Annotated in this window: 20 protein-coding genes; 16 read left to right on the forward strand and 4 right to left on the reverse strand. The window is 43.7% G+C overall.

Going from position 1 to position 24,373, the window contains the following annotated elements; translation table 11 throughout:
- Positions 1 to 144 precede the first annotated feature (144 nt).
- The 11 genes from ACT3QN_RS11365 to ACT3QN_RS11415 all read left to right on the forward strand — a co-directional run bounded on the left by ACT3QN_RS11365 (position 145) and on the right by ACT3QN_RS11415 (position 14,059).
- Positions 145 to 1,431, forward strand: a complete 1,287-nt coding sequence (locus ACT3QN_RS11365; RefSeq protein WP_444522533.1) for an NRAMP family divalent metal transporter — start codon at positions 145 to 147, stop codon at positions 1,429 to 1,431.
- 377 nt (positions 1,432 to 1,808) lie between these two features.
- On the forward strand, positions 1,809 to 2,702 hold the full coding sequence (prpB, locus tag ACT3QN_RS11370) for a methylisocitrate lyase (protein ID WP_444522532.1): 894 nt from the start codon (positions 1,809 to 1,811) through the stop codon (positions 2,700 to 2,702).
- A 98-nt stretch (positions 2,703 to 2,800) separates the two neighbouring features.
- Positions 2,801 to 3,448, forward strand: a complete 648-nt coding sequence (locus tag ACT3QN_RS11375; protein ID WP_444522531.1) for a DUF2059 domain-containing protein — start codon at positions 2,801 to 2,803, stop codon at positions 3,446 to 3,448.
- 123 nt (positions 3,449 to 3,571) lie between these two features.
- Positions 3,572 to 4,699 carry a bifunctional 2-methylcitrate synthase/citrate synthase gene (prpC, locus tag ACT3QN_RS11380; RefSeq protein ID WP_444522530.1) on the forward strand — a complete coding sequence of 376 codons (1,128 nt, stop codon included), beginning with the start codon at positions 3,572 to 3,574 and terminating at the stop codon, positions 4,697 to 4,699.
- Positions 4,700 to 4,972: 273 nt separating this feature from the next.
- A complete protein-coding gene (gene acnD / locus ACT3QN_RS11385) occupies positions 4,973 to 7,606 on the forward strand; it encodes a Fe/S-dependent 2-methylisocitrate dehydratase AcnD (RefSeq protein ID WP_444522597.1) in 2,634 nt (877 codons plus the stop codon).
- Positions 7,607 to 7,836: 230 nt separating this feature from the next.
- The gene (locus ACT3QN_RS11390) at positions 7,837 to 8,142 is read left to right on the forward strand and encodes a type II toxin-antitoxin system Phd/YefM family antitoxin (protein ID WP_444522529.1); all 306 of its coding nucleotides are present in this window, start codon (positions 7,837 to 7,839) and stop codon (positions 8,140 to 8,142) included.
- 35 nt (positions 8,143 to 8,177) lie between these two features.
- Positions 8,178 to 8,438: a Txe/YoeB family addiction module toxin gene (locus tag ACT3QN_RS11395; RefSeq protein ID WP_444522528.1), complete on the forward strand. Its 261-nt coding sequence runs from the start codon at positions 8,178 to 8,180 to the stop codon at positions 8,436 to 8,438.
- An 80-nt stretch (positions 8,439 to 8,518) separates the two neighbouring features.
- Positions 8,519 to 9,784, forward strand: coding sequence for a 2-methylaconitate cis-trans isomerase PrpF (prpF, locus tag ACT3QN_RS11400; RefSeq protein ID WP_444522527.1), 1,266 nt, complete (start codon positions 8,519 to 8,521; stop codon positions 9,782 to 9,784).
- Positions 9,785 to 9,822: 38 nt separating this feature from the next.
- Positions 9,823 to 11,676, forward strand: a complete 1,854-nt coding sequence (locus ACT3QN_RS11405) for an ABC transporter ATP-binding protein (RefSeq protein WP_444522526.1) — start codon at positions 9,823 to 9,825, stop codon at positions 11,674 to 11,676.
- Between the two features lie 71 nt (positions 11,677 to 11,747).
- Positions 11,748 to 12,374: a GNAT family N-acetyltransferase gene (locus ACT3QN_RS11410; RefSeq protein WP_444522525.1), complete on the forward strand. Its 627-nt coding sequence runs from the start codon at positions 11,748 to 11,750 to the stop codon at positions 12,372 to 12,374.
- A gap of 143 nt (positions 12,375 to 12,517) precedes the next feature.
- Entirely contained in the window at positions 12,518 to 14,059 is a 1,542-nt protein-coding gene (locus ACT3QN_RS11415) for a bifunctional 2-methylcitrate dehydratase/aconitate hydratase (protein WP_444522524.1), read from the forward strand.
- A 32-nt stretch (positions 14,060 to 14,091) separates the two neighbouring features.
- Here ACT3QN_RS11415 and ACT3QN_RS11420 read toward each other — a convergent pair whose 3' ends face one another.
- Positions 14,092 to 14,883 (reverse strand): SDR family oxidoreductase, encoded by a 792-nt coding sequence (locus tag ACT3QN_RS11420; protein WP_444522523.1) that lies wholly within the window; start codon positions 14,881 to 14,883, stop codon positions 14,092 to 14,094.
- Positions 14,884 to 15,078: 195 nt separating this feature from the next.
- Between ACT3QN_RS11420 and ACT3QN_RS11425 the strand changes: the two genes are divergently transcribed.
- The 3 genes from ACT3QN_RS11425 (at position 15,079) to ACT3QN_RS11435 (ending at position 19,425) form a co-directional block, all read left to right on the forward strand.
- Complete coding sequence (locus tag ACT3QN_RS11425; RefSeq protein ID WP_444522522.1) at positions 15,079 to 16,479, forward strand: DUF2868 domain-containing protein; 1,401 nt, start codon at positions 15,079 to 15,081, stop codon at positions 16,477 to 16,479.
- Between the two features lie 75 nt (positions 16,480 to 16,554).
- On the forward strand, positions 16,555 to 17,526 hold the full coding sequence (locus ACT3QN_RS11430) for a sterol desaturase family protein (RefSeq protein ID WP_444522521.1): 972 nt from the start codon (positions 16,555 to 16,557) through the stop codon (positions 17,524 to 17,526).
- A 240-nt stretch (positions 17,527 to 17,766) separates the two neighbouring features.
- Positions 17,767 to 19,425 carry a DUF3482 domain-containing protein gene (locus ACT3QN_RS11435; protein ID WP_444522520.1) on the forward strand — a complete coding sequence of 553 codons (1,659 nt, stop codon included), beginning with the start codon at positions 17,767 to 17,769 and terminating at the stop codon, positions 19,423 to 19,425.
- Between the two features lie 11 nt (positions 19,426 to 19,436).
- Here the strand turns inward: ACT3QN_RS11435 and ACT3QN_RS11440 are convergent, their stop codons facing one another.
- The 3 genes from ACT3QN_RS11440 to ACT3QN_RS11450 all read right to left on the reverse strand — a co-directional run bounded on the left by ACT3QN_RS11440 (position 19,437) and on the right by ACT3QN_RS11450 (position 22,653).
- Positions 19,437 to 20,465, reverse strand: a complete 1,029-nt coding sequence (locus tag ACT3QN_RS11440; protein ID WP_444522519.1) for an ArsA family ATPase — start codon at positions 20,463 to 20,465, stop codon at positions 19,437 to 19,439.
- Between the two features lie 78 nt (positions 20,466 to 20,543).
- Positions 20,544 to 20,855 carry a cory-CC-star protein gene (locus tag ACT3QN_RS11445; protein WP_444522518.1) on the reverse strand — a complete coding sequence of 104 codons (312 nt, stop codon included), beginning with the start codon at positions 20,853 to 20,855 and terminating at the stop codon, positions 20,544 to 20,546.
- 115 nt (positions 20,856 to 20,970) lie between these two features.
- Positions 20,971 to 22,653 (reverse strand): carbon starvation CstA family protein, encoded by a 1,683-nt coding sequence (locus tag ACT3QN_RS11450; RefSeq protein WP_444520435.1) that lies wholly within the window; start codon positions 22,651 to 22,653, stop codon positions 20,971 to 20,973.
- A 320-nt stretch (positions 22,654 to 22,973) separates the two neighbouring features.
- Here ACT3QN_RS11450 and ACT3QN_RS11455 point away from each other — a divergent pair, with 320 nt between their 5' ends.
- Entirely contained in the window at positions 22,974 to 23,642 is a 669-nt protein-coding gene (locus tag ACT3QN_RS11455; protein ID WP_444522517.1) for a hypothetical protein, read from the forward strand.
- Positions 23,643 to 23,744: 102 nt separating this feature from the next.
- Positions 23,745 to 24,308, forward strand: a complete 564-nt coding sequence (locus tag ACT3QN_RS11460; protein WP_444522516.1) for a hypoxanthine-guanine phosphoribosyltransferase — start codon at positions 23,745 to 23,747, stop codon at positions 24,306 to 24,308.
- The last annotated feature ends 65 nt before the right edge of the window (positions 24,309 to 24,373 follow it).

The raw sequence follows: 24,373 nt of genomic DNA on the forward strand, positions 1-24,373 counted from the left end.
TCTCCTTATTAGTGCTGATATGCTAAAGTCGATTCAAGATGAATCGTTTTATTTTTATCGCTGTCTAAAGCGGTTCTCTACTGATCATTGGCAAGCTGACACAGGTAAGTGATAATTTGCCGTTTTAACCATTTCGAGGTATTCATGACCACACAACAACTCAACAACCCAGCTGCGCCTGACGATACCGTTGGCTCGCAACAAGAGGGTTTTAGCTGGCGAATCTTTGGCCCAGGTATTTTAATGGCAACTGCTGCCATCGGTGGTTCGCATCTGATTTCATCAACACAGGCGGGTGCTATCTATGGCTGGCAATTAGCCATTATGATCATCTTAGCCAATGTCTTTAAGTACCCTTTCTTTCGCTTTGGCACTGATTATGTCTATGATACTGGCGAAAGTTTAATTGCAGGTTATGCTAAACGCTCAAAAGCGTACCTGTGGGTTTACTTTGTTTTGTCTATCCTATCTGCGGTGATTAGCACAGGGGCAGTGACATTACTTGCCGCAGTGATACTAGGCTTTATGCTCCCAGACTCTATGGGGGTGTCGACGATGGCACTGTCCTTAATCATCGTAGCGGTCTCATGGTTCTTTTTGATCGCTGGTCACTATAAGTTGCTAGACGGTGTAACTAAGTGGATTATGATTGCCCTTGTCTCTGCCACCGTATTAGCGGTACTGATTGCTGCTGGCAAGCCAACGGTGATGACTCCTGACTTTATTCCTACTTCTCCTTGGAATTTAGCGACGTTAGGATTTATTGTGGCACTGATGGGCTGGATGCCTGCGCCGCTTGAATTTGCAGCTATTACTTCGATGTGGACGTCTGCGAAGCGAAAAACCGATCATACTACTCATAAGCAAGGCTTACTTGATTTCAATGTGGGTTTTTTGGTGTCTGCTATTTTAGCGTTATTCTTTTTATCTTTAGGTGTTTTCGTTCAGTATGGCTCTGGACAAGAAATCCAAACTGCTGGTGTTGCTTATATTGATCAGCTTATCAATATGTATACTGCCACTATCGGTGAATGGTCCAGACTACTGGTCGCTTTCGTCGCCTTTATGTGCATGTTTGGTACTACCATTACCTGTGCTGATGGTTATGGCCGTACCAATGCTGAATGTTGGCGTTTGCTCAAAGGTGGAAGCGAGATTAATAAAAAACAAATCGCTTTTTGGACAACTTACGCCATCGGTGGTGGTCTAGTGATTATTACTTTCTTCACGGGACAGTTAGGCGCTATGCTTAAGTTCGCTATGATATCAGCGTTTGTTTCAGCCCCTATTTTTGGTTGGTTGAATTATTCATTGGTCAAGAACCATCAAAAACTATCAGTAGGTATGAATATATATTCGATTGTAAGCTTATTATTCTTAGGCGGTGTTGCGTTATTATTTTTAGCCAATCTTGCTGGTCTATTTGCTTAGCTTTTACTTAATATAAGATTCAAGGCTTAATCACCCTACTCACTATTCAAACAGAAAAAAGCCCTAATAGCTCAGCTATTAGGGCTTTTTAGTGGGAATCATCGCAAAGCCCTGATGTAATAGTCTTGGTAATTGTAACTAAATGTAAAAGGCACAAGGTTTTCAAGGTTAGAATTTTAAGCAATATGAATAGTTATTATATGAAAGTATTGATAAATGCATAATGCTATTTAAATTACGAATACTATTAAAAATAGTGTATTTATTTATTAGCTTATTTAATCAATAGCTAATTATCCAAGCTTTTCAGGGACAAATAATTGAGTATAATCAATGACAACAATTAGAATATTCTCCCTCTACGTAAGGACAATCATATGACTTTATCTTCAGCAGGTGCACGCTTTCGCAATGCCCTCACTCAAAAAAACGATAACAACCAACCGCTACAGATTGCAGGCGCTATCAATGCCTACACAGCGATGATGGCGACTCAAGTTGGTCACCAAGCTATTTACCTTTCTGGTGCTGGCGTGGCCAACGCCTCGTTTGGTTTGCCTGATCTAGGCATGACTAGCCTTGATAACGTATTAGAAGATGCGCGCCGTATCACTGATGCAGTTGATACACCACTGCTTGTTGATATCGACACTGGTTTCGGTGGCGCGTTTAACATCGCTCAAACCATCAGAAAAATGGAAAAAGCAGGCGTCGCTGCAGTACATATCGAAGACCAAGTCGCGCAAAAGCGCTGTGGTCATCGCCCTAACAAAGAAATCGTTAGTATCTCAGAGATGGTAGATCGTCTAAAAGCGGCATTGGACGCAAAAACTGATCCTGACTTTGTGGTAATGGCTCGTACAGATGCCCTATCAGTAGAAGGGCTGGATGCTGCTGTTGAACGTGCCGTTGCATTTCAAGAAGCTGGCGCAGACATGATCTTTGCAGAAGCGCTAACTGATATCGAGATGTATCGCAAGTTCACTGATGTATTGGATATTCCAGTATTGGCAAACATGACAGAATTTGGTCAGACAGATCTATATACCACTGACCAGTTGTATAGTGTGGGTGTCGAGATGGTGCTTTATCCACTATCAGCCTTCCGCGCTATGAATAAAGCCGCATTAAACGTCTATCAACATTTATTAGATGATGGCACGCAAGACAAAGTCGTCGATACCATGCAGACTCGCATGGAGCTCTATGATTTCTTGAACTATCATGAGTTTGAGCAGACACTAGACAAGCTGTTTGCTGATAATAAGTAGTTAATAACTAATAATTGCTAATTAGCAACGAGAAGCGATAAATACCTGTAAGTACTTTATCGTTTCAAAACCCGTCTTCATTTACTTTTAGGCTATTTATGTCATTTTTTACTGCCAATACAGTTTTTAAGTCTTCACTACTTAGTAGCACGCTTGCGGCGCTGTTATTGATGACAGGCTGTGATAAAACACCCGAAACCGTTGATGATACCACCAGTGATACAAGCGAAACGGTTGTTAGCGAAGCTGCACCATCAGAGACTGATGCTCAAGATGAATTGATCATGACCACGATTACGCTGGATACTGTAGACAGCTTATTGTTTGCACCCATCATCAATAGTGGTGCGTTTAGTGAAGAGCAAGTCAGCTGCCTCAGGTCGCGTGACAAAAATCTGGGTAAAGCTGAGGTGGATCGCTTCTATAAGAGTCAGTTTACCGATGCAGAATTGGAAGAGTTGAATGACTTTTATACATCAGACGTGGGCAAGAAGATGCTTGCTTTTGGCAATGAGCAACTGCGTGTCATGAATGGTGAAGAAATGGCAACGCCAATGGCGGAGCCTACCCCAGAAGAAATGGCAGAAATTCAGACGTTTATGGAATCTCCGCTTGGTGTCAAATATATGGAGATCAACAATGAAGAAGGTGAAGGCAGCGCAATGGAAGTTTTAAATGGCCCTATTGAAGCTGAATTTGAGCGTTGTAACGTTGATTTAGGTGGTCCAAATACTACTCAGCAATGATTAATCAGTGCTATATCAGTAATTCATCAATGCATGGATTACTGAATAAATAAATTATAAGAACTCTCTTTATAAGTAATTATTTTCTCAACTCAAAAAGCTACCAACAAAAGGAATGTAAACATGGCAGCACAGAAAGAACTCTCAGGCGCAGGCCTACGCGGACAAGTCGCTGGCAAGACCTCTCTATCTACCGTCGGAAAATCAGGCTCTGGTTTGACTTATCGTGGTTATGATGTATCAGAGCTAGCGGACAAGTGTATTTTTGAAGAAGTGGCGTATTTACTGCTGTACGGTAACTTGCCTACTCAAAGTGAGCTTGATGCCTATCAGGCCAAGCTCAAAAAACTACGTGGCCTACCACAAGCATTAAAAGATGTGCTTGAACGTATCCCAGCCGATGCGCATCCAATGGATGTGCTACGTACGGGCTGCTCTATGCTTGGAAATCTTGAGACTGAGACTGACTTTGTTGAGCAGAACGATCAAACTGACCGTATGTTGGCAACATTCCCATCAATCATTAACTACTGGTATCGTTTCAGTCATGACAACGTGCGTATTGAAACCGATACGGATGACGCTACCATTGGTGGTCATTTCTTACATCTGCTCAAAGGCGAAAAGCCAAACGAGCTGCATGAAAAAGTCATGAATGTCTCGCTTATCCTTTATGCAGAGCATGAGTTCAACGCCTCGACTTTTACCGCTCGTGTGTGTGCCTCTACGCTATCTGATATTCACTCTTGTATCACGGGTGCAATTGGTTCACTACGCGGTCCATTGCATGGTGGCGCGAATGAAGCGGCGATGGATATGATTGAAGGCTTTAGCTCACCTGATGAAGCTGAAGAAGAGATGATGGGTATGCTGGCTCGTAAAGATAAAATTATGGGCTTTGGTCATGCGATCTATAGTGAGTCAGATCCACGTAATGTCGTGATTAAAGGTTGGGCTGAAAAGCTAGCTGCTGACGTTGGTGACGAAGTACTATATCCCGTATCGGTACGCTGTGAAGAAGTCATGTGGCGTGAGAAAAAGCTGTTCTGTAATGCTGACTTCTTCCACGCATCTGCCTATCACTTTATGGGTATTCCAACCAAACTGTTCACACCAATTTTTGTCTGTTCGCGCCTGACTGGCTGGGCAGCCCATGTGTTTGAACAACGTGCTAACAATCGTATCATTCGTCCAAGTGCCGAATATACGGGTGAAGAGCTACGTCCAGTACCAGATATGAGTGCTCGTTAAGCTTTTGATTAGCATCTAACGATGTTGCTAGATGCTAGTGTTACGATAATTAAGCCTTGATCGTGTTTAGGTTTGGGCTTAATAATCATACGCTCTTTTTTATACCCATCATATAAATCTGCGCTTCTCTTTTATTGCGTTTCTTTAGCAAAGTCTACAACAGCCGATGATTTTGCTAAAGGAATAAATTTTTACCTGATATCGACGACTAACAATTTATTAAAATTAGCCAACAGCCAAAGGTGACTTATGGACAACGCCCTAGTACAACCCATGAACGAAAAGTTCAAAAAACAACTTCCCGATACTGACCTTTATTACTTTGATACCCGCGAAGCTGTCGAGAGTATCGAAGCTGGCGCGTATGACAAACTACCGTTCTGCTCAAAAGTATTGTGTGAAAACCTAGTACGCCGTTGCCCACCAGAAGAGCTAACCAATGCACTCAAACAGCATATCGACCGCAAGCAAGACCTTGATTTTCCTTGGTACCCTGCCCGCGTGGTTTGTCATGATATTTTAGGTCAGACGGCTTTTGTTGACTTGGCAGGTTTGCGTGATGCTATCGCTGAGCAAGGTGGTGACCCCTCTAAAGTAAACCCTATTGTGCCAACTCAGCTTATTGTTGACCATTCACTGGCTGTTGAGCATGCAGGCTTCGAAGATGACGCATTTGAGAAAAACCGTGCCATTGAAGAGCGCCGCAACGATGACCGTTTTCACTTTATCAACTGGTGTCAGTATGCTTTTGACAATGTAAACGTCGTGCCACCTGGTAACGGCATCATGCATCAGATTAACCTAGAAAAAATGTCGCCTGTCGTACAGGTCGTCCACAATAAATCAGGTGAAGAAGTCGCGTTTGCCGACACCTTGGTTGGTACTGACAGCCACACGCCGATGGTCGATGCGCTAGGTGTGATCTCAATCGGTGTTGGCGGTCTAGAAGCCGAAAGCGTGATGCTTGGCAATCCATCATATATGCGCCTGCCAGATTACGTAGGTGTAAAACTAACAGGTAAATTGCAAAAAGGTATTACTGGTACGGATTTAGTACTGGCGATGACTGAGTTCTTGCGTGATGCAGGTGTGGTCTCTACCTATATAGAGTTCTTTGGTGATGGTGCACGCCAGCTGACTGTTGGTGACCGCGCATCTATCTCCAATATGACACCTGAATATGGCGCAACTGCCGCGATGTTCTATATCGATGAGCAAACCACTGACTACCTACGTCTGACTGGTCGCAGTGAAGAGCAGATTAAACTGGTTGAGCAGTATGCCAAGCAAACAGGCCTATGGGCTGATGGTATGGAAAAAGCTGAGTACGCACGCGTGCTTGAGTTTGATCTGTCATCAGTAGGCCGCAATATGGCAGGCCCGTCACGTCCACATGCCCGCGTATCAACCAATGATTTGGTTGCCAAAGGTATCGCTCATGCTCCTGATGAAAAATTGCCTGAACCAAAAGACGGTTTGATGCCAGATGGTGCCGTGATTATCGCTGCTATCACCAGCTGTACGAACACTTCAAATCCACGCAATATGGTTGCCGCAGGTCTCGTCGCTCGTAACGCTAATGCCAAAGGATTGTTACGTAAGCCTTGGGTGAAGTCATCCTTAGCACCCGGATCAAAAACGGTCAAAATGTACCTAGAAGAAGCTGGTCTGATGCCTGAGCTACAAGAGATTGGCTTTGACGTGGTTGGCTTTGCCTGTACGACCTGTAACGGTATGAGCGGTGCGCTAGATCCTGATATCGAAAAAGAAATCATCGACAATGATTTATTTACCACGGCAGTACTCTCAGGTAACCGTAACTTTGATGGACGTATCCATCCTTATGCCAAACAAGCATTTTTGGCATCACCGCCACTGGTTATTGCATATGCTATCGCTGGAAACATCCGTTTTGATATCGAAAAAGACTCACTGGGCAAAGATCAAGATGGTAACGACGTCTATCTAAAAGACATCTGGTTTGATGATGATGAAGTGGATGCCATCGTCGCTGCGGCTGTTAAGCCTGAGCAGTTTGATGCGGTCTATATCCCAATGTTTGATGAAGCCAAAAAAGATACAGGTAATGCATTAAGCCCATTGTATGACTGGCGTGAAATGACCACTTACATCCGCCGTCCACCGTATTGGGAAGGCAAAATGGCTAAGAAAAATAAACTATCAGGCCTGCGTCCGCTTGCTGTACTTGGTGATAACATCACAACCGACCATATGTCACCATCAAACGCCATTCTGGGCTCATCAGCAGCTGGCGAGTACCTAGATACCATGGGCTTGCCTGCTGAAGATTACAACTCATACGCCACCCATCGCGGCGACCATTTAACTGCGCAACGTGCCACCTTTGCCAATCCTAAACTATTGAACGAAATGGTATGTGATGAAAGTGGTGAAGTTGTCCAAGGATCATTGGCGCGCGTCGAGCCAGAAGGCCAAGTCATGCGTATGTGGGAAGCGATTGAAACCTACATGAACCGTGAGCAGCCGCTTATCATCATCGCAGGTGATGGTTATGGTCAAGGCTCAAGTCGTGACTGGGCTGCCAAAGGCGTGCGTCTCGCTGGCGTAGAAGCCGTCGTTGCTGAAGACTTTGAGCGTATCCATCGTCAAAACTTAGTTGGCATGGGCGCCCTACCTCTACAGTTCGAAGAAGGTACGACTCGCAACACGTTAAATATCGATGGTACAGAAACCTTTGATGTCACAGGTGAAGTCTCTGCTGGTGGATTGATGACTCTAGTGATTCATCGTGCCGATGGTAGTACCACTGAGACACCTATTATCTGCCGCTTAGATACGGCTGATGAAGTAAAAATGTATAATGCTGGTGGTATGCTACAACGTTTTGCTAAAGAGTTTATCGAAGGTACGCTAGATATTGTCTAGCATTATCCTGTAGGTTTTAGCATGATGAATAGCAAGATATAAAAGTCGCCGATGTTGTATAACTTGTTTATATGACATCGGCTTTTATTTGCTTTCACGTTCTATACATTGGCTTCCTCATTTGTATCTAAATATTAGGTAGTAGCTAAATATTGAGTTTGCTTAATTAATGGCGTAATATGTACTATATATTGTACAAGTTACAAAGTACATCATGAGAGGAGTGAGCCATGAGAGTCGTTAGTTTTTCAGAAGCCAGAAAGCATCTAAAGTCCGTCTTAGATACGGTAAACGATGATGCCAACGCTACTATCGTAACCCGCCGTGACGCTAATGATGCGGTTGTGATGTCGCTTGATTATTACAATAGCCTGATGGAAACCGTCTATCTACTCAAATCTCCTGCTAATGCGGCGCACTTAGCGGAATCTATTGCCCAATATAAAGCTGGCAAGACTGTCACACGTGAGCTAATTGATACAGCAGAAAGCAGCGATGACAATGAGCATACGGATAGCGATATTGAAAATTCTTGAACTCAAAGACTTTAATCAACTCAAAGGGTCTAATAATGAGTGAGCAACTAGCTTGGACAGATGCTGCGTGGAAGGACTATCTGTACTGGCAAACCCAAGACAAAAAAACACTTAAACGTATTAACAAACTCATAACCGAATGTAAGCGTAATCCGTTTGAAGGTATTGGCAAACCTGAACCTCTAAAAGAGAACCTATCCGGATTTTGGTCAAGACGCATCGATAATGCCAATCGGTTGGTATACGCCGTCGATGACAACTATCTGACGATTATCTCTTGTCGCTATCATTATTAACGAGTGCTCTTAGTCGTTCATACTTACTTGCTAATGACACCGCACCCAATCTTATAACAATATAAAAAGGACTTAATACAGTGGCTCAAACCAATTCTAAAATCAATCCTAAATCTAAGCCCTCTTTTGCCCCGCAACTATCAGTTCCGGCTACCTATATGCGAGGTGGTACCTCAAAAGGGACGTTTTTTAAATTGTCTGATCTACCTGAACGCTGCCAAGTTGCTGGTGAGTCACGTGATAACTTCTTATTGCGCGTCATTGGTAGCCCCGACCCTTATGGTAAGCAAATCGATGGCTTGGGCAATGGTAGTTCTAGCACCTCAAAAACAGTTATTTTATCGGCCTCTGACAGACCAGATCACGATGTGAATTATCTGTTCGGGCAGGTCAATATTGCCAAGCCTATGATTGATTGGGCGGGTAACTGCGGCAACTTAACCGCAGCCGTTGGTGCTTGCGCCATTAACATGGGGCTAGTCGCTGCCGACAAGATTGCTAATAGCATCGATGAGCATGCAGACAGCAGCATTTGTGAAGTACGCATTTGGCAAGAGAATATCGGAAAAACCATCATTGCCCATGTCCCAGTTTATAAAGACATGAATGATAAAGTACAGGTTCAAGAGACGGGCGACTTTGAATTAGATGGTGTGACCTTTCCAGCGGCTGAAGTTAAAATTGAGTTTATCGATCCTGTAGATGCCACCAGCGACATGTTCCCTACTGGTAACTTGGTCGATGATTTCGATGTGACGGGCTGTGGTCTAAATTCTGACAGCGTCAAAGCCACCTTTGTCAGCGCAGGTATACCAACCATCTTTATGAACGCAGAAGATCTGGGTTTTACTGGTACTGAATTACAAGGCGACATCAATAGCAATGGCGAGCTACTTGCCACCCTTGAGAAAATTCGTGCCACAGGCGGCGTGGCGATGGGATTATTTGAAAGCGTAAGTGAAGCACAGACTAGCCAACACATTCCTAAAATTGCTTGGGTGGGTGCAGCACAGAGCTATACGGCCTCTAGTGGTAAATCGGTCGATGCAGACGAGATTGACTTAGTCGTACGTGCCATGAGTATGGGACAGCTGCATCATGCGATGATGGGCACAGCCGCGGTCGCGATTGCAGCAGCAGCGACTACACAAGGCACGCTTGTTAATAAGGCATCTGGTGGTGGTGACTTGTCAGAGGTACGTTTTGGTCATCCATCAGGGACATTGCTCGTCGGCGGTAAGACCGAACTGGTCGATGGAAGCTGGCAAGCCAAAAAAGTGTCGATGAGTCGCTCAGCAAGGCGTATTATGATTGGTGAAGTTTTTGTACCAGCGGATGCATTTTAAGCGTAGCCATGGCTTATTTTAATTTACGATAGAGTTTTATGCCAACATCTCCCCAGCCACGCCGTGTGCAATTAGATAAAAAACCTCCCGTCGAGAAAAAAGAACGACGGGCGCTGCTGTGGGATATTCTAAAAAAACTGGCGGTATTTGCTAAACCTTATCGCTTGCTTATTATCGCTACCTTGGCGCTGACCGCATTAGGCTCCTTTACCGCACAGGTCAATGCATTTGTACTGCGTTATACCGTCGATACCTTGACCGAGATTGCCACGCTTGCCGAGCCATGGCAGGCAGGTCTGCGTATGCTAGGCATTATTAGTGCGGTATTGCTGACCAAAGAGATACTGTCGATATTCATCTCTTTTGGTCAGCGTTTTTTTGGTGAAAAAATTCGCATCAACTTGTCTCGTGATTTGTCCCAAAAAATCATTGAACGCATCCTGACCTATCGGATGGCGTTTTATACCAGCAGTGAGAACGACAGTGGTAAATTGCAAACCCGTATTGATTACGGTGTTAATAGTTTAACCAGCCTCGTGCAAAACTTCTTTATCGATATGCTACCGCTATTTGCCAATGCGATTGTGGCACTTATCATCATGTTTTCGACCAATTTTTGGGTTGGCATGGTCGGCCTTGTCATCATACCTATTTACTTTTTTATCAGCCAAAAGCAAGCACGCCGTCTGCAAGGCTTTCGTCGGCAGATGCGCGGGTTTCGCGAAGCCAAAAGTGGTTTGGTAATCTCCTTGATCAATTCGATCAGCGTCGTCAAATCTTTCGTTCGTGAGTCTATCGAAGCTGAGAAGCACTTAGCCATTCAAAAAGAAATGACGGATAATCAGCTGCGTATTCGCAGTATTGGTTTTGTTTATGACGCTATCAAAACCTTTATCGAGCAGATTGGTGTCGTGGTTATTATCTTGCTTACCGCTTATTTTGTGCTGCAAGGTGAGATGACCATTGGCATGATTTTGTTTCATGTCATGCTGTTTCAAAACGTCGCCGCCCCTATCCGTCAATTACACCGTATCTACGACCAGATCAATAATGCATTAACCTATGCCGAAGGGTTTTTTGATATTTTAGAAGATGATAAGCAGGTTGAAAATATCGATGGTATTAGTAGTGAGAATCTAAAAGGCCATATCGAGCTTAAAAATGTCGACTTCACCTACCCTAATGGCACGCAAGCGCTCAAAGACGTTAGTTTCACCATTAAGCCCAATCGTATCACTGCGCTGGTTGGTCTCTCTGGCGCTGGCAAAAGCACGATTATTAATTTATTGGTCAAGTTCTACGCGCCAGACGCTGGCACGATCTGCCTAGATGGGCATGATTTGGCCGATTGTGATACTCACGAGTTGCGTCAGCGCATCGGTCTGGTACTGCAGAGTAATCATATTTTTTCAGGGACGATCAGTGAAAATATCCGCTATGGGAATATGAATGCTAGCGAAAATGATATCATCGTTGCTGCAAAAAAAGCCTCTATACACGAGCAGATTATAGGGTTGGCTGATGGCTACGAGAGTACGGCCAAGTCCCTATCAGGTGGACAGCAGCAGCGTATCGCATTGGCAAGGATGTTTTTAAAAGATCCGCCTATTGTATTTTTGGATGAGCCGACGGCCAGCCTCGATGCTATCGCCAGTCAACAGGTTAAAAAAAGCTTAGATTTGATCAAAAAAGACCGTACCGTCATTATGGTCTCGCACAATATCGCTCAAATCATTGATGCCGATGACTTGGTCGTGATAGAAAATGGCGAAGTGGTTGAGACAGGTACGCACGAAGCGCTTTATGCTCAGCGCGGCAAATACTTTGAGATCTTTAGCGCTATGTCTGATAGCTTAAACTTAGATAAAATCAGCCAGACCCTAAACGGTTAGGCATGGTGAATACCGACCTAAATCGTTATAATGCCACTCTTTTACCGCCTATTGCCAGAAGCTAGCCCACTATGACTTGTGAATTTTCTCTAAAAACCTTTGACGAGCTGACCTCAGTTGATCTTTACCATATTTTAAAGGCGCGCTCGCAAGTGTTTGTCGTCGAACAAAACTGTGCCTATCAAGATATGGATGAAGTGGATTTTGATTGTTTGCACCTAATCGCTCATCAAAACGCAGCATTGGTAGGCTATTGCCGTATCATTCCACCTGAGTTTAATAAGCTGAAATCCAACTTGTCAGTAGCTGATCCTGCCATTAAGACCAATCATACTGAGATGCCTGCCATCGGTAGAGTTCTTGTGCTATCAGAGCACAGAGGTGATGGCCTAGCACGACAAATGATGAATCAGGCTATTGCACAGTGCCGCAAAAAGTACGGTAAAAAGCGCCCGATTATCATCTCGGCACAGGCTTACTTACTCAACTTTTACGAGTCGCTAGGTTTTGTAGCTGAAGGCGAGCATTATCTCGAGGACAATATCGAGCATGTAAAAATGGTGCTGTACGTTACTAAGAAGAATAAAATCAAAAAAGAGAACACAGATACCGCGTCAACCACGACCAAAGTTTTAAGTTTCCTGTTGTTTATTATGGCAGCGCTATTTATTTTAGGTCTGCTGTACTTAATGATTTAAACGGTCATTAACGTCTTAATTCTTAACACAATTCAAATTGGTTGTTCCATATTGAGTATGCTACTTTTAAATGATGATTCCTTTAAAAGGATGGCTGAGATAATCAGTCAAGGAAGTAGCACACTCAGGATGAGGAACCAACCATGTCAAATACTGATTCAGATACAGCCAGTTCAAATACAAACGATGCGACGGTAGAAAGCAACGTCCGCCCAGAATATGACGATGAAATTCAAAAAATCGCTGATTACGTTCTTAATTACTCAATAGACGAGCAATCACCAAACCCTGCTGATGCATGGAATACCGCACGCCACTGTCTAATGGACACGCTTGGCTGTGGTTTGCTGGCATTACGCTTTCCTGAATGTACTAAGCACTTAGGGCCTAATTGCCCCGATCAAATCACGCCACACGGTGCTCGCGTCCTTGGCACCTCCTATAGACTAGACCCTATCAAGGCCGCTTTTGATATTGGTTGTATGGTGCGCTGGCTTGATTATAACGATACGTGGCTTGCTGCCGAATGGGGTCATCCTTCTGATAATCTGGGTGGTATCTTGGCGGTTGCCGACTATATCAGTCAGAAAAATATCAGCCAAGGACAAACGCCATTGACCATGCGAGCAGTACTTGAAGCCATGATAATGGCCCATGAGATTCAAGGCGTACTGGCACTTGAGAACTCATTCAACCGTGTGGGTCTTGATCATGTATTTCTGGTCAAATTAGCATCGACAGCAGTTGTTGCCAAACTTTATCAGATGCCACGTGAGCGTATCATGGCAGCTATCTCACAAGCCATTGTCGATGGTCAGGCGCTTCGTACTTATCGTCATGCACCCAATGCTGGTAGCCGTAAATCATGGGCGGCAGGCGATGCGACCAGTCGTGCAGTACGTCTAGTAGATATAACAGCGCGCGGTGAAATGGGTATCCCTGGCGCATTGACTGCACCGCAGTGGGGATTCTATGATGTGCTGTTCAGCCACACCAATAAGGATTTGGCCACTAAGCCTAACGATGAGCGCCGTTTTACATTCCAGCGTGATTTTGGTAGTTACGTGATGGAAAATATTCTATTTAAAATAAGCTTTCCCGCTGAGTTTCATGCACAGACTGCCTGTGAAGCCGCGGTCATTTTACATCCGCATGTGAAAGGAAGAATTGATGATATCGAAAAAATTGTCCTGACTACGCACGACTCAGCCATTCGCATCATCTCAAAAGAAGGTGCGCTTGCCAATCCAGCGGATCGAGATCATTGTTTGCAGTATATGGTAGCTGTGCCACTGTTGACAGGCGATCTGATGGCAGAGAATTATGAAGACGACTATCACGAACAGCATTTGTCAATCGATGAGCTACGCAGCAAAATGGTAGTGGTAGAAAACGCGCAGTATTCAAGAGATTACCATGACCCCAGTAAGCGCTCTATTGCCAATGCCATTCAAGTTTTCTTTGACGATGGCAGCAGTACGGAAAAAGTGGCTGTTGAATATCCCATCGGGCACAAACGCCGACGTGCTGAGGGCATTCCTGTTTTAGAGGCAAAGTTCCATGCCAGTTTGGCAACTCGCTTTATCGACAGTCGTTGTCAGCAAATCATTGCGCTATGTGACGATCAAGAAAGGCTAGAACAGACGCCGGTTAATGATTTTATGTCGCTGTTTGCAGCGTATTAGACTTATGGCTCACTATGCTGTCAAAATAACGACTACCAAGGTATCGACTCTCCTGCCCAATCGACAAAACTGCCGGACTGGGAAGCAGTCATACCAGATAATACTTCCAATAAGCACTCTGCGCTATACGCTGGCGAGAACAGATGCCCTTCAGCGACATTGCCTTGAAACGGTGCGGACAGCTGAGTGTCAACAGTGCCTGGTTGCATAACGACCACGCACACATCTTTAAGTGATCTACCCCATTCGATACTTAGGTTTTTCATACCCATATTGAGCGCTGCCTTGCTCATTCTGTAGCTATACCAGCCGCCTAGCTGGTTGTCAGTGATGCTACCGACGCGAGCTGAAACGGTCGCAAAAATAGCAGGTTGATTGGTGCTGCGATTAGCTTTAGCAAGCAACGGTTTGATGTGCTTAGCTATCAGCAAACTGGCTAGCGCATTGATTTGCATATTTTGCAAAAAGAACTCTGTTTCCATCTGACGCAAGGCCTTTTCTGGCTGTGCCATCTCTGTATGCAATAACCCCACGCAGTTGATTACCCAATCCACATGACCGACCGCCTGTTTGATGCTCTCGGCAGCTTTTTTGATGCTCTCCTCATCACTAACGTCCATCGGTAACCAATGCAGGTTTTCCGCTTCAATATTCGGCTCATTGCGATGATAAGTAGCAAATATTTGTGTGCGATGGCTTTGATCAGATTGATTATCCGTTTGATTCACAAGCGTTGCTTGTATTAATTGCTGCACCATGGCCTGACCAATACCACCTGTTCCGCCGATGATAAGATAAGTTTTATTATTTACTCTATTACCCATATGTCATTTCCTTTTTTTGATACATCTTTTTAATATGATTTGGTTTTATGTATTCATTTTGGCTGATTTTTTGAGCGTTTACTATGATAAAAATAATACAGGTCATCTTTATTCTATATACGCTACAATAATCTATAAAAATTAAAACACCTGTTTTTTCTTATATTGACGCTTTTATACGGATATTATCGCATTATGCTACCACCACAAGATCAACTGACCGAGCTGGTACGATCCTTAGAGACCGATCAGCACGTCTTTGCCACTGACCCGCTATTAATCACGGAAAAACTTCAGGGCGAGGACGGTACACCTATTCAAAAGCTGCATAGACGGGCGTCACGTATAGACAGCAATGGGGCGCTTGCGCGTGTGCTGGGAAAAATTGATGGCCGTATAAAGGGCATCATGATTGTCATGAGTGTGGTGTGGTGTATCTCGGGATTTTTGGGATTGTTTACTCTATTGCAGTCTAATGTTGTGAACTTCTTTTACGTATTGGTTTGTTTACTTGGTTTTCATACCATTATGCTTGGTGGCTGGCTTGTCATGACCTTTGTCAATCGAGATCAGCAATCCCCCAGTTGGTTTGCAAGCTTTGTCAGTCCGAGTTATCTCATACGCGGTAAGGATGATGTGACCAAGGCTGCCGTCGATCTGTATGAGCGCCAGTTGCAGCACAGCGGTATGCGTTGGTATTTGGGTAGATTTAGCCATCAGTTATGGCTTGCGACATTGACCGGTATGCTGCTTGCGATTATATTTTTACTGGTAGTACGTCAGTATAGCTTTAGCTGGGAGTCAACCCTACTCTCTGATCAGGCCCTAGTGAGCTTGACTCAGATACTAGGATGGCTACCGAGTATGGTGGGGTTTGGAGTGCCAGACAGTGAGGCTATCGCGCAAAGTCGATTGGTGACAAATGCCATGCCACTGTCTGTTGCACGCCAATGGGCAGGATTGCTAGTAGGTAGCTTGCTGATGTACGGTATTGTACTGCGAGCGATAGCGTGGGCGTTTTGTGCATTGATGTTCCGCCGCAAAAAAATGCGTTTGGACATTAAACAACCGTATTATCAAAAAATCCTAAACTTTTGGCAACGGCACGTGGTGGATGCTGATGACTTTACTGAGGCGCCAGCTCCTATCGCCCCAAAGGCTACGGTCAGTGCTGGTAAGAAGTTAGTTGCTCTACTTGAATACCCTGCAGATCAGGACAAATGGTGGCAGTCAGGTTTAGATAACAGCAATCATGGTTTTGAAAGTTCAAGTGAGGTTGAGAATTTTGGTATCATCGACGACCGTGATGATATGGCACGGCTTAAAAATTACTTAGATGCGCATCCTGTGCAAGTCTTGCTCGGCATTCATAGCAACGCACTGCCCGACCGCGGTACGCTACGCAAACTCGATCAAATCGCTACTCATGCAAAAGATGGTCTTATCATACAACTGCTTGGCGACAACAGTGCTTCAGGATTATCTGACGTACGTACCAATGACGAGCCACTGAACAAACAAGCAGTTCGATATCAGCAGTGGCAAACAGCACTCTCTGCACGAAAAATTGGATTGGTTGACTCAAGCGCTCAATAAATTCTAATGCTTAATATAGTAACAACCTCTAAGCTTATTATGACAAGGATGTTTTATAGTGGCTAGGAGCCCAAGATGGCAGCAGACAATTCCCTTATGACCCTAGGTCAGTATGGTCAATTATTGGATGGTTACCGAGAGGCGTTAAACCAAAGTATATTAATGGCTGCGCCAGAGTCGTGGCAGCCAATGCTGGCGAGTATTCTACCCGCGTATTGGCAAGAGTGGCTACTACCGCTGGCTGGCGGTCCATTTTTCTTATTATTTTTAGCAGAATGGTTCTATCAGTCCAAGCGTGGCAACGGTAATCGCTTTAGCTGGCGCCGTGCAATGACCAATTTTAGCTTGGGTGGCTCTTATTTAGGGTTTGAGTTGATTGTCCAAGCACTTGTTGTTATACCTATCTGCTTATGGTTATATCAATATCGCTTATTTACCATTGAGGTAACATGGCTCACCGCTATCCCTATATTTGTCGCGGTTGAGTTCAGCTACTATTGGTTCCATCGCGCGTCACACCGTATGAATTGGTTTTGGTCTGCGCATGTCGTGCATCATTCAGATGACCATATGAATCTATCCACTGCGATGCGGCAAAGCCTGTTGTATTCAGTGACGGGTTGGTGGTTATTTTTTGTTCCGCTGATGATGTTGGGCGTACATCCTGTCTGGGTATTCTTCTTTTATGCACTAGATTTGATTTATCAATTCTTTATCCATACTGAAACCGTAGGAAGATTTCCCAAATGGGTTGAGTATGTCTTTGACACGCCATCCAATCACCGTGCCCATCATGGAACCAACGACGAATATATTGATCAAAATTACGGCGGCGTTCTCATTATCTTCGATCGCTGGTTTGGCACTTATGTAGAAGAAGATACCGTCAACAACCCTGTCAAATATGGTGCTGTTGGTGAAACCAGTCATGATAATATTGTTGGGCTGATATTTGGTGTTTTTTACCGGATGTGGCAGCGGTTTTTTCGTGCTAAAGGGTTAAAGAAAAAGCTAAAGGTACTGCTGCGGCCACCTAGTGCAGTCTAATACAGTCAATTCTCTATAAATTGGATACGGTGTCAGTCTTGCTTAGCCTACTATTTGTAGTGCTTTCACTCGTCTTCCTTGTATCCAAATTATATTGAACCGACTAGAGTATTATTATAAATGTGTAGATTACAGTCTATGAGATGGACAATACGCATTCATAACCGATACTCAATCAGATTTGTTTTACAATAAATGGCTACTATGTGTTTTGGCTATCAAAAAATATAAGACGTTACTATGAATAATGACAATAAAACTAATCATGAAAATAACAAGCCTGCAGGTCTCTTTGCGGACAAGGCCTATGAGCCAACATCTGATGTCTCAAATCATCCTTCAGACACCACTTTAAAATCTACTCAAGACAATCAACCTGTATCAACAGAAGAGTTATCAACAACAGAAGAACCAGCATCAAGAACGACAAAGAAAACCATCACCAGTGGTGAACCGCTAAAATTAGCGGTCGTCGGTCATACCAATACGGGAAAAACTTCTATATTGCGCACGTTATTGCGTGACGTATATTTTGGTGAAGTCAAAAACGAAGCGGCGACCACACGTCACGTCGAACAAGCACAACTGACAGACAGTCGTACTGGAGAGGTGCTAGTTGCATTATACGACACGCCTGGTTTGGAAGATGCTTCAGGACTTATGGATTGGCTAGAGGATAATACTGCCAGTCGCCGTGATGGTATTGAGCGCTTGCAACAGTTTTTGGCAGCGGATGTCGCTCAAGGTTCGGATAGCTATGACCTGCCCTATGATTATAGTCAAGAAGCCAAAGTCATCCGTCAGCTGCTGACCAGCGATATGGCCATCTACGTGGTAGATGCTCGTGAGCCGGTATTGGGTAAATATAAAGATGAGCTGGCTATTTTATCTTGGGCTGCGATTCCTGTGATGCCTGTTTTTAATTTTACCGACAGTCAGGATGCCAATATCGACGACTGGCAGACGATGCTGGCAAGACGCAATCTGCATATTTCAACGCGTTTTGATTCGGTCGCGTTTGAGTTTGAAGATGAGATGCGGCTATGGAAAAACCTAGCAACAATGCTTACTCACTCTGAAATGCTTGAGCAGCTGATGCAACGGCGGACTGAGGATTGGGCCCAGCTTTATGATGAGGCCAATATCATCATCGCTGACTTTCTATTGAATGTCGCCGCCTTTGTACACGAGATCAATGACGATGATGACCCACTGCCTGTGTTACAGCAGATGCAAGAAGCGGTAAGGCAAAGCGAGCGTGCGATGCAGCACAACCTACTCAATCTTTATAAGTTTTATGATAACGCGGTCGCTGCGACACCGCTTGAACTACAAGCCTATCAACAAGACCCATTTGATCCTGAACTTCTCAAGAGCTACGGTATTCGTACCACTTCTGGTGCAGCAGCTGGTGCGCTTTTAGGACTAGGTATCGATGCAGCAGCATTAGGTACGACACTGGGATTGGGTGCCGCAATAGGTGGTATTGCAGGCGGGTTGCTATCAAACACTAGCAGTATTGCCGATAGGATTACTGGGGTGAAACGCCTATATATCGATCCTGCTACGTTGACGCTATTAGCAACACGAGCATTAGACTTACTTACGGCCTTACGTCATCGTGGTCATGCTGCTACAGACGCCACTCAGTTATTATATAAAGGCGAAAATAGCAGTCTTGGTACTTCACCAACTGACGATAGTGATAATACAGATGAGGATAACAATCCAATGACTGTATGGCCAGCTCATAAATTACCAAGTGAGCTAAAAAAAGCCCGTGGTAAACCGCAATGGTCATCGCTCAGCAGTGGCAAGTCCGAACAAGCTCAGTTATTACGCACAGACATGGCGTGGTCGCTATCAGGTAAGTTACAGTCATATAAGCATGAATCATAAATTGCTATTGACTATGCACTTAACAATGCGCTTAATGCATCTGTGCCACGTATATCTGTCTGCTGTAGATAGATTGGATACAGCGGGTATTTAGAAAAGTTTTGTTCGATCTCCTGTAGCAAATGCTGCTGACGCTCGGCGCGGTGGTGCCAAAACTCATCCGACTGCGTGGTTGATATCAACTGATTAATAACGATTGCTGCTGGCATGAGCTTACTATCTTCCAATTGCTCGATAGCGCGCTTGGTCTCAGCCAATGGTAAAACATCAGCGGTCATCACCAACACAATCGCTGTTTGTGTACGGTCATGTAATAGTAGCCCTGCTTGACGAAATAACTGCTTGCGTTTCTCTAATACAGATACGGCTTGTTCCCAGCGATCTGATTTTTTGGCTGCGAAAGGATTGGCCACGTCGTTCTTTTGAGTGCTAGTTATTTGACTACTCTTTTGATTGTGACTGTCCAAATGGTTCGCCACTGAGCGCAGCTTGGCCTGTCGTCGCTGCTGTGCAAGTAGCCCATCCGTCCACGCACCCATCATTTCTGGTAATACCAACAATCTTAAGGTGTGACCTGTTGGTGCGGTATCAAAAATTATATGCTCATACCCAGCATCTGCCGCTTCGACTAAATGGTGACACATAGATTCAAGCATCGCAGCTTCCTGGGCACCTGGAGCTGATTTTGATAGCTGCAAATGCTCACGAATTTTGGGCATCATATCTGGATTGGCGTAAGCTTTAATCGTACGTTCAACTTGAGTAAAATGTTCATCGACAATTACATCAGGGTTTAACTCAATGGCATCCAAATAAGGGGATACTACTGTTTTGTCATTATTGAGCCGCACATTCAGTACATCGCCCAAACTATGTGCCGGATCGGTTGAGACTATTAAGGTCTTTTGCTGCTGGCTTGCATAATAACTGGCTAGTGCAGCAGCAGTAGTGGTCTTCCCTACGCCGCCTTTGCCACCGATAAATATAATTGGTTGTTTCTCTAACTGCTCTACCAATCCATGTAAAGGGTGTAATGCCATAGCTTTATCTCGTCTCTTGTCTTCTTATACAATCAATGCTTAAATTATTTTTATAGCTACTGTTCTATCACTGCGATTTTAGCAACAGCCTACGTGGTCGAACGGACATCTATCCATCCCCATACGTGTGTGCCATTCGTGAAAGTTCTCTAAAAATAATGGCTGTAATTCTAAAGTGTAAAAGCTGGCAGGATTATCAATACCTAAGCTCTCGGCAAACATGAGTAACATAAAAAAATCTTCTTCATCACGTGCTGCGCGTGCCATCGTTTGACGATAAGGTGCATGATAAAACTCATTTAACCCATGCTTAAACCGTTGCCACCATGGTTGGGTGCTTTCTAACGGTTGAACGTTTTCTATCTCATTCAATTTGTTTTCATTTTCCATAATGTACTCGCATTCTACTTAACTCTTATTATCTATCATGCCTATATGATACAAAAAACGCCAGCAATTGCTGCTAGCGTTTTTTATTAAATAGGCATTTAATATAATTTAATATTTAAACGTCACTGCTTTTACCTTTATGCAATGACCATTCTTTACGTAGCACAGACAGACTCTCAAAAGTCACTAAAATAGTAGCGATCAAGATGATAATGTCCATAATGATAAGCAGCCAATTTCCATCCGTGAAAAAAGTTTTAAGCTGAATCAATAGTGCAAATACGGTCATCACTAATAGGAACGACAACGGTGCTAAGGTAAACCAGACAGGCTTGCCTTTACGTAACAAGATAACCGTTACAATCATCAAGGTTAATGCAGCCATCAGCTGATTGGTCGTACCAAATAGCGGCCAAATAATCATACCACCAGCCCCATCAATACCGCCAGCCCCAAATGCTAGTAGTAAACAAGTACCAACGGCTAGTAATGTTGCGACGACACTCTTACTTAATATCGGTAAATTATAAAACTCGCCAAATTCTTGGAAAATATAACGTTGTAAACGTACACCTGTATCCATCGTAGTACCAGCAAATAGCGCTGCCATTACTGTAAGCATGGTCTGTGATAGCACCATGTCGATACCAACACCTGCATTCAATATGGTCGCACCGCCGTCGATGAATGCACCGATAGAGCCATCACCGAATTTTTGATAGACCGCTTGCCAATCACCAAGAGTTGCAAAACCTGCGGTAGCCGCAAGGATTGCTCCAAGCGCCAGCATACCCTCGCCCAATGCGCCGAAGTAACCAACGAAACGAACGTCTTCTTCTTTATCAATCTGCTTAGAGGTTGTTCCCGTTGCGACCAAACCATGGAAGCCAGATATGGCACCACAAGCAATCGTCACAAACAACAATGGCAGCAATGAAGGTGTATCCATTGGCAGTGACGTGTTAACAGCCGGTGCTACAATATCAGGGGTACCAATAAAAATAGCCGTATATAACAAAATCAAACCGACAAATAACTGTAAGCCATTAATGTAATCGCGAGGTTGAAGCAGCATCCATACGGGCAACAACGACGCAATAGCCGCATAGCTAAATAAAATCAAGATCCATACCGCATTATCAGGCAAACCCATAATGGTTTCAGGTAACACAATAGGGAACATAGGGCCAAGATAGATCAACCCATACAAAGCACTGACCCCGATAATTGATACCCAGATCAAATTCATATTGTAGCGATAGATACACTGACCAATGATAAAGGCAACCACTAAGGCACCCCAAACTGGTAATACAGCAGATGGTGTCTTAATCATCATATTAGCGATAGCCACGCCGAACACAGCATTGACCATCAGTAGTAATAAGAAGATAACAACCATCATCAAGCTGCGGACACGGGTGCCCATGACATTACCCGCAATAGAACCAATCGACTGGCCTCTATTGCGCATACTTGCCCAAATAGCTGACATATCATGTACACCAGCCATAAAAATAGTACCGAAAACCACCCAAAGGACGGCAGGTACCCAGCCCCAAATTACTGCAATTGCGGGGCCAATAATTGGCGCAGCCCCTGCCACCGATGTAAAATGATGCCCCCATAGTACATATTTATTAGTAGGAACATAGTCGATCCCATCTTTCATCGTATGTGCTGGGGTAGGACGACTGCTGTCCAATGCTAAGATTTTGGTGGCAATAAATTTTGAATAAAACACGTAACCGCAGAGCATGGCGGCAACGCCGAATAGTAGTACAATAGCACTATTCATCTTATCTCTCCCTAGACAAGTAGTCGGTAGCCTTATAAGTTCAAGCTTTTTGGATTAAAATATGGAAAATATGCTAAATTAGTGTGCGATGAGTGACTCAGCTCACCTGTCATTTGGGTAAATTTTAGCAATTCGCTAAACTGTTCCCAATCAACAAAATCATGTATTTTATAACTAAGGCATGTCACTAACTAGCGTCTGATGTGATGAGTCTTTGATTGTCATTTAGTATAAGATTGTCACTTTGTGCAAATAATAACCGATTTAACGATAAATGTAACGTCAGTAAAACATAAAAAACAACAAATAAAGGAAGTACAATGGCACATTATTTTGGATTCGTACCCTCGGACAAACTAAAAGATTTAATTAGCGAGGCCGAACAAGTCGTTGCTTCAAATGAAAATATAGAGTACTACCCTTATCGCGATGCCCTTACTCATCAGACAGCACGTGACCTTACCGACAACCTATTGATTGGTTTGGTGGAAATTATTCCAAATCCTGAGCGTCAAGCTTCTATGCGTAAAATTGTTGGTACGATTGAACGTGCAACAGACACTCTACTTAATATATTACTAGGTAAAGAAAATAATAAAGACGTATTGCCAAGTTTTAACTTTTTAAGAGATCATGCAACTTTTACAGACAATAAAGGTGTTAAACGTGTTGGCTTCAAGCTGTCAGAAACAGATGCCAAAACTATCGTTGAAGGCTTTGCTGCTATCACACCTGAACATGTAGATAGAGCCAAGTTTAAAACAGCACTCGAAACCATGAACGAAGAAACATTGACCCATTTTGTTAGTCACTATGCTGAGACTTTAAAACTCGGTATGATTAAGCGTAAATCAGTGCCAGTTGCCAAATCGGCAATTGATAAAGGCATGAGCATGGCACTGAATAAGCTATTACCAGACTTGCCTGACAGCTCATTAAATCGTTTGGCTAATTATTACCGTCCATTTATTATAGAAAAGCCAGAATAACCCTAAAATTTGGAATAATTTTGTCTCAACAGTCATATGCTATTGGGAAATTTTTTTAAAATTTGCTAAAATAAGCGGCACTTTTTACCAAAGGCGCACCCGATGACCCAAATCAGTAACCAAGAAATTGAAAAAACATTACGCAACTCAGAGTGCCTTATCAGCAGTATCGAAGTAGCTGCTGCTTATGAGCGTTTGGCCGCTCAGCTAAATCTACACTATGCTGGTCTAAACCCAATCGTTATGGTCGTTATGAACGGCGGCTTGATCCCAGCTGGTCAACTATTGACACACCTTACGTTCTATCATCGCATGCACTATATCCATGCAACCCGTTATCGTGATAACGAAGGTACTAACGATCTTGATTGGAAATTTAAGCCTGATGTTAGTATCGAAGGTGAACACGTATTGCTAATCGATGACATCTTTGACGAAGGCGTTACCTTAAAAGCAGTTGTTGAAGAACTAAGTAAAGAAAAGCCTCTGTCACTTGAGTCTTGCGTGTTGCTTAATAAACAGCATGATCGCAAAGTTATAGATTTCAACGTAGACTTTGTGGGTATTGATGTTGCAGATCGCTATGTTTATGGTTGTGGTATGGACTTCCATGGTTACTTGCGTCACCTGCCAGGTATCTATGCAATCAAAGAAGATAAAGTTTAAGTATTAAACTTTGTTTATCGAATAGTTAATTCCTAAAAAAGCATCCAATTTGGATGCTTTTTTAT

Origin of the sequence: Psychrobacter sp. AOP7-C1-14, assembly GCF_052376135.1 — a bacterium.
In the GTDB taxonomy this organism is placed as follows: domain Bacteria; phylum Pseudomonadota; class Gammaproteobacteria; order Pseudomonadales; family Moraxellaceae; genus Psychrobacter.

Bases quoted from the DNA above. Each gene is read 5' to 3' on its own strand.
- prpB (WP_444522532.1), top strand. From the start codon at position 1,809: ATGACTTTATCTTCAGCAGGTGCACGCTTTCGCAATGCCCTCACTCAA.
- ACT3QN_RS11445 (WP_444522518.1), bottom strand. From the start codon at position 20,855: ATGGAAAATGAAAACAAATTGAATGAGATAGAAAACGTTCAACCGTTA.
- ACT3QN_RS11455 (WP_444522517.1), top strand. From the start codon at position 22,974: ATGGCACATTATTTTGGATTCGTACCCTCGGACAAACTAAAAGATTTA.
- ACT3QN_RS11425 (WP_444522522.1), top strand. From the start codon at position 15,079: ATGCTACCACCACAAGATCAACTGACCGAGCTGGTACGATCCTTAGAG.
- ACT3QN_RS11410 (WP_444522525.1), top strand. From the start codon at position 11,748: ATGACTTGTGAATTTTCTCTAAAAACCTTTGACGAGCTGACCTCAGTT.
- ACT3QN_RS11375 (WP_444522531.1), top strand. From the start codon at position 2,801: ATGTCATTTTTTACTGCCAATACAGTTTTTAAGTCTTCACTACTTAGT.
- ACT3QN_RS11440 (WP_444522519.1), bottom strand. From the start codon at position 20,465: ATGGCATTACACCCTTTACATGGATTGGTAGAGCAGTTAGAGAAACAA.
- ACT3QN_RS11365 (WP_444522533.1), top strand. From the start codon at position 145: ATGACCACACAACAACTCAACAACCCAGCTGCGCCTGACGATACCGTT.
- ACT3QN_RS11450 (WP_444520435.1), bottom strand. From the start codon at position 22,653: ATGAATAGTGCTATTGTACTACTATTCGGCGTTGCCGCCATGCTCTGC.
- ACT3QN_RS11395 (WP_444522528.1), top strand. From the start codon at position 8,178: ATGAGTGAGCAACTAGCTTGGACAGATGCTGCGTGGAAGGACTATCTG.
- acnD (WP_444522597.1), top strand. From the start codon at position 4,973: ATGAACGAAAAGTTCAAAAAACAACTTCCCGATACTGACCTTTATTAC.
- ACT3QN_RS11405 (WP_444522526.1), top strand. From the start codon at position 9,823: ATGCCAACATCTCCCCAGCCACGCCGTGTGCAATTAGATAAAAAACCT.
- ACT3QN_RS11390 (WP_444522529.1), top strand. From the start codon at position 7,837: ATGAGAGTCGTTAGTTTTTCAGAAGCCAGAAAGCATCTAAAGTCCGTC.
- prpC (WP_444522530.1), top strand. From the start codon at position 3,572: ATGGCAGCACAGAAAGAACTCTCAGGCGCAGGCCTACGCGGACAAGTC.
- ACT3QN_RS11435 (WP_444522520.1), top strand. From the start codon at position 17,767: ATGAATAATGACAATAAAACTAATCATGAAAATAACAAGCCTGCAGGT.
- ACT3QN_RS11420 (WP_444522523.1), bottom strand. From the start codon at position 14,883: ATGGGTAATAGAGTAAATAATAAAACTTATCTTATCATCGGCGGAACA.
- ACT3QN_RS11415 (WP_444522524.1), top strand. From the start codon at position 12,518: ATGTCAAATACTGATTCAGATACAGCCAGTTCAAATACAAACGATGCG.
- ACT3QN_RS11460 (WP_444522516.1), top strand. From the start codon at position 23,745: ATGACCCAAATCAGTAACCAAGAAATTGAAAAAACATTACGCAACTCA.
- ACT3QN_RS11430 (WP_444522521.1), top strand. From the start codon at position 16,555: ATGGCAGCAGACAATTCCCTTATGACCCTAGGTCAGTATGGTCAATTA.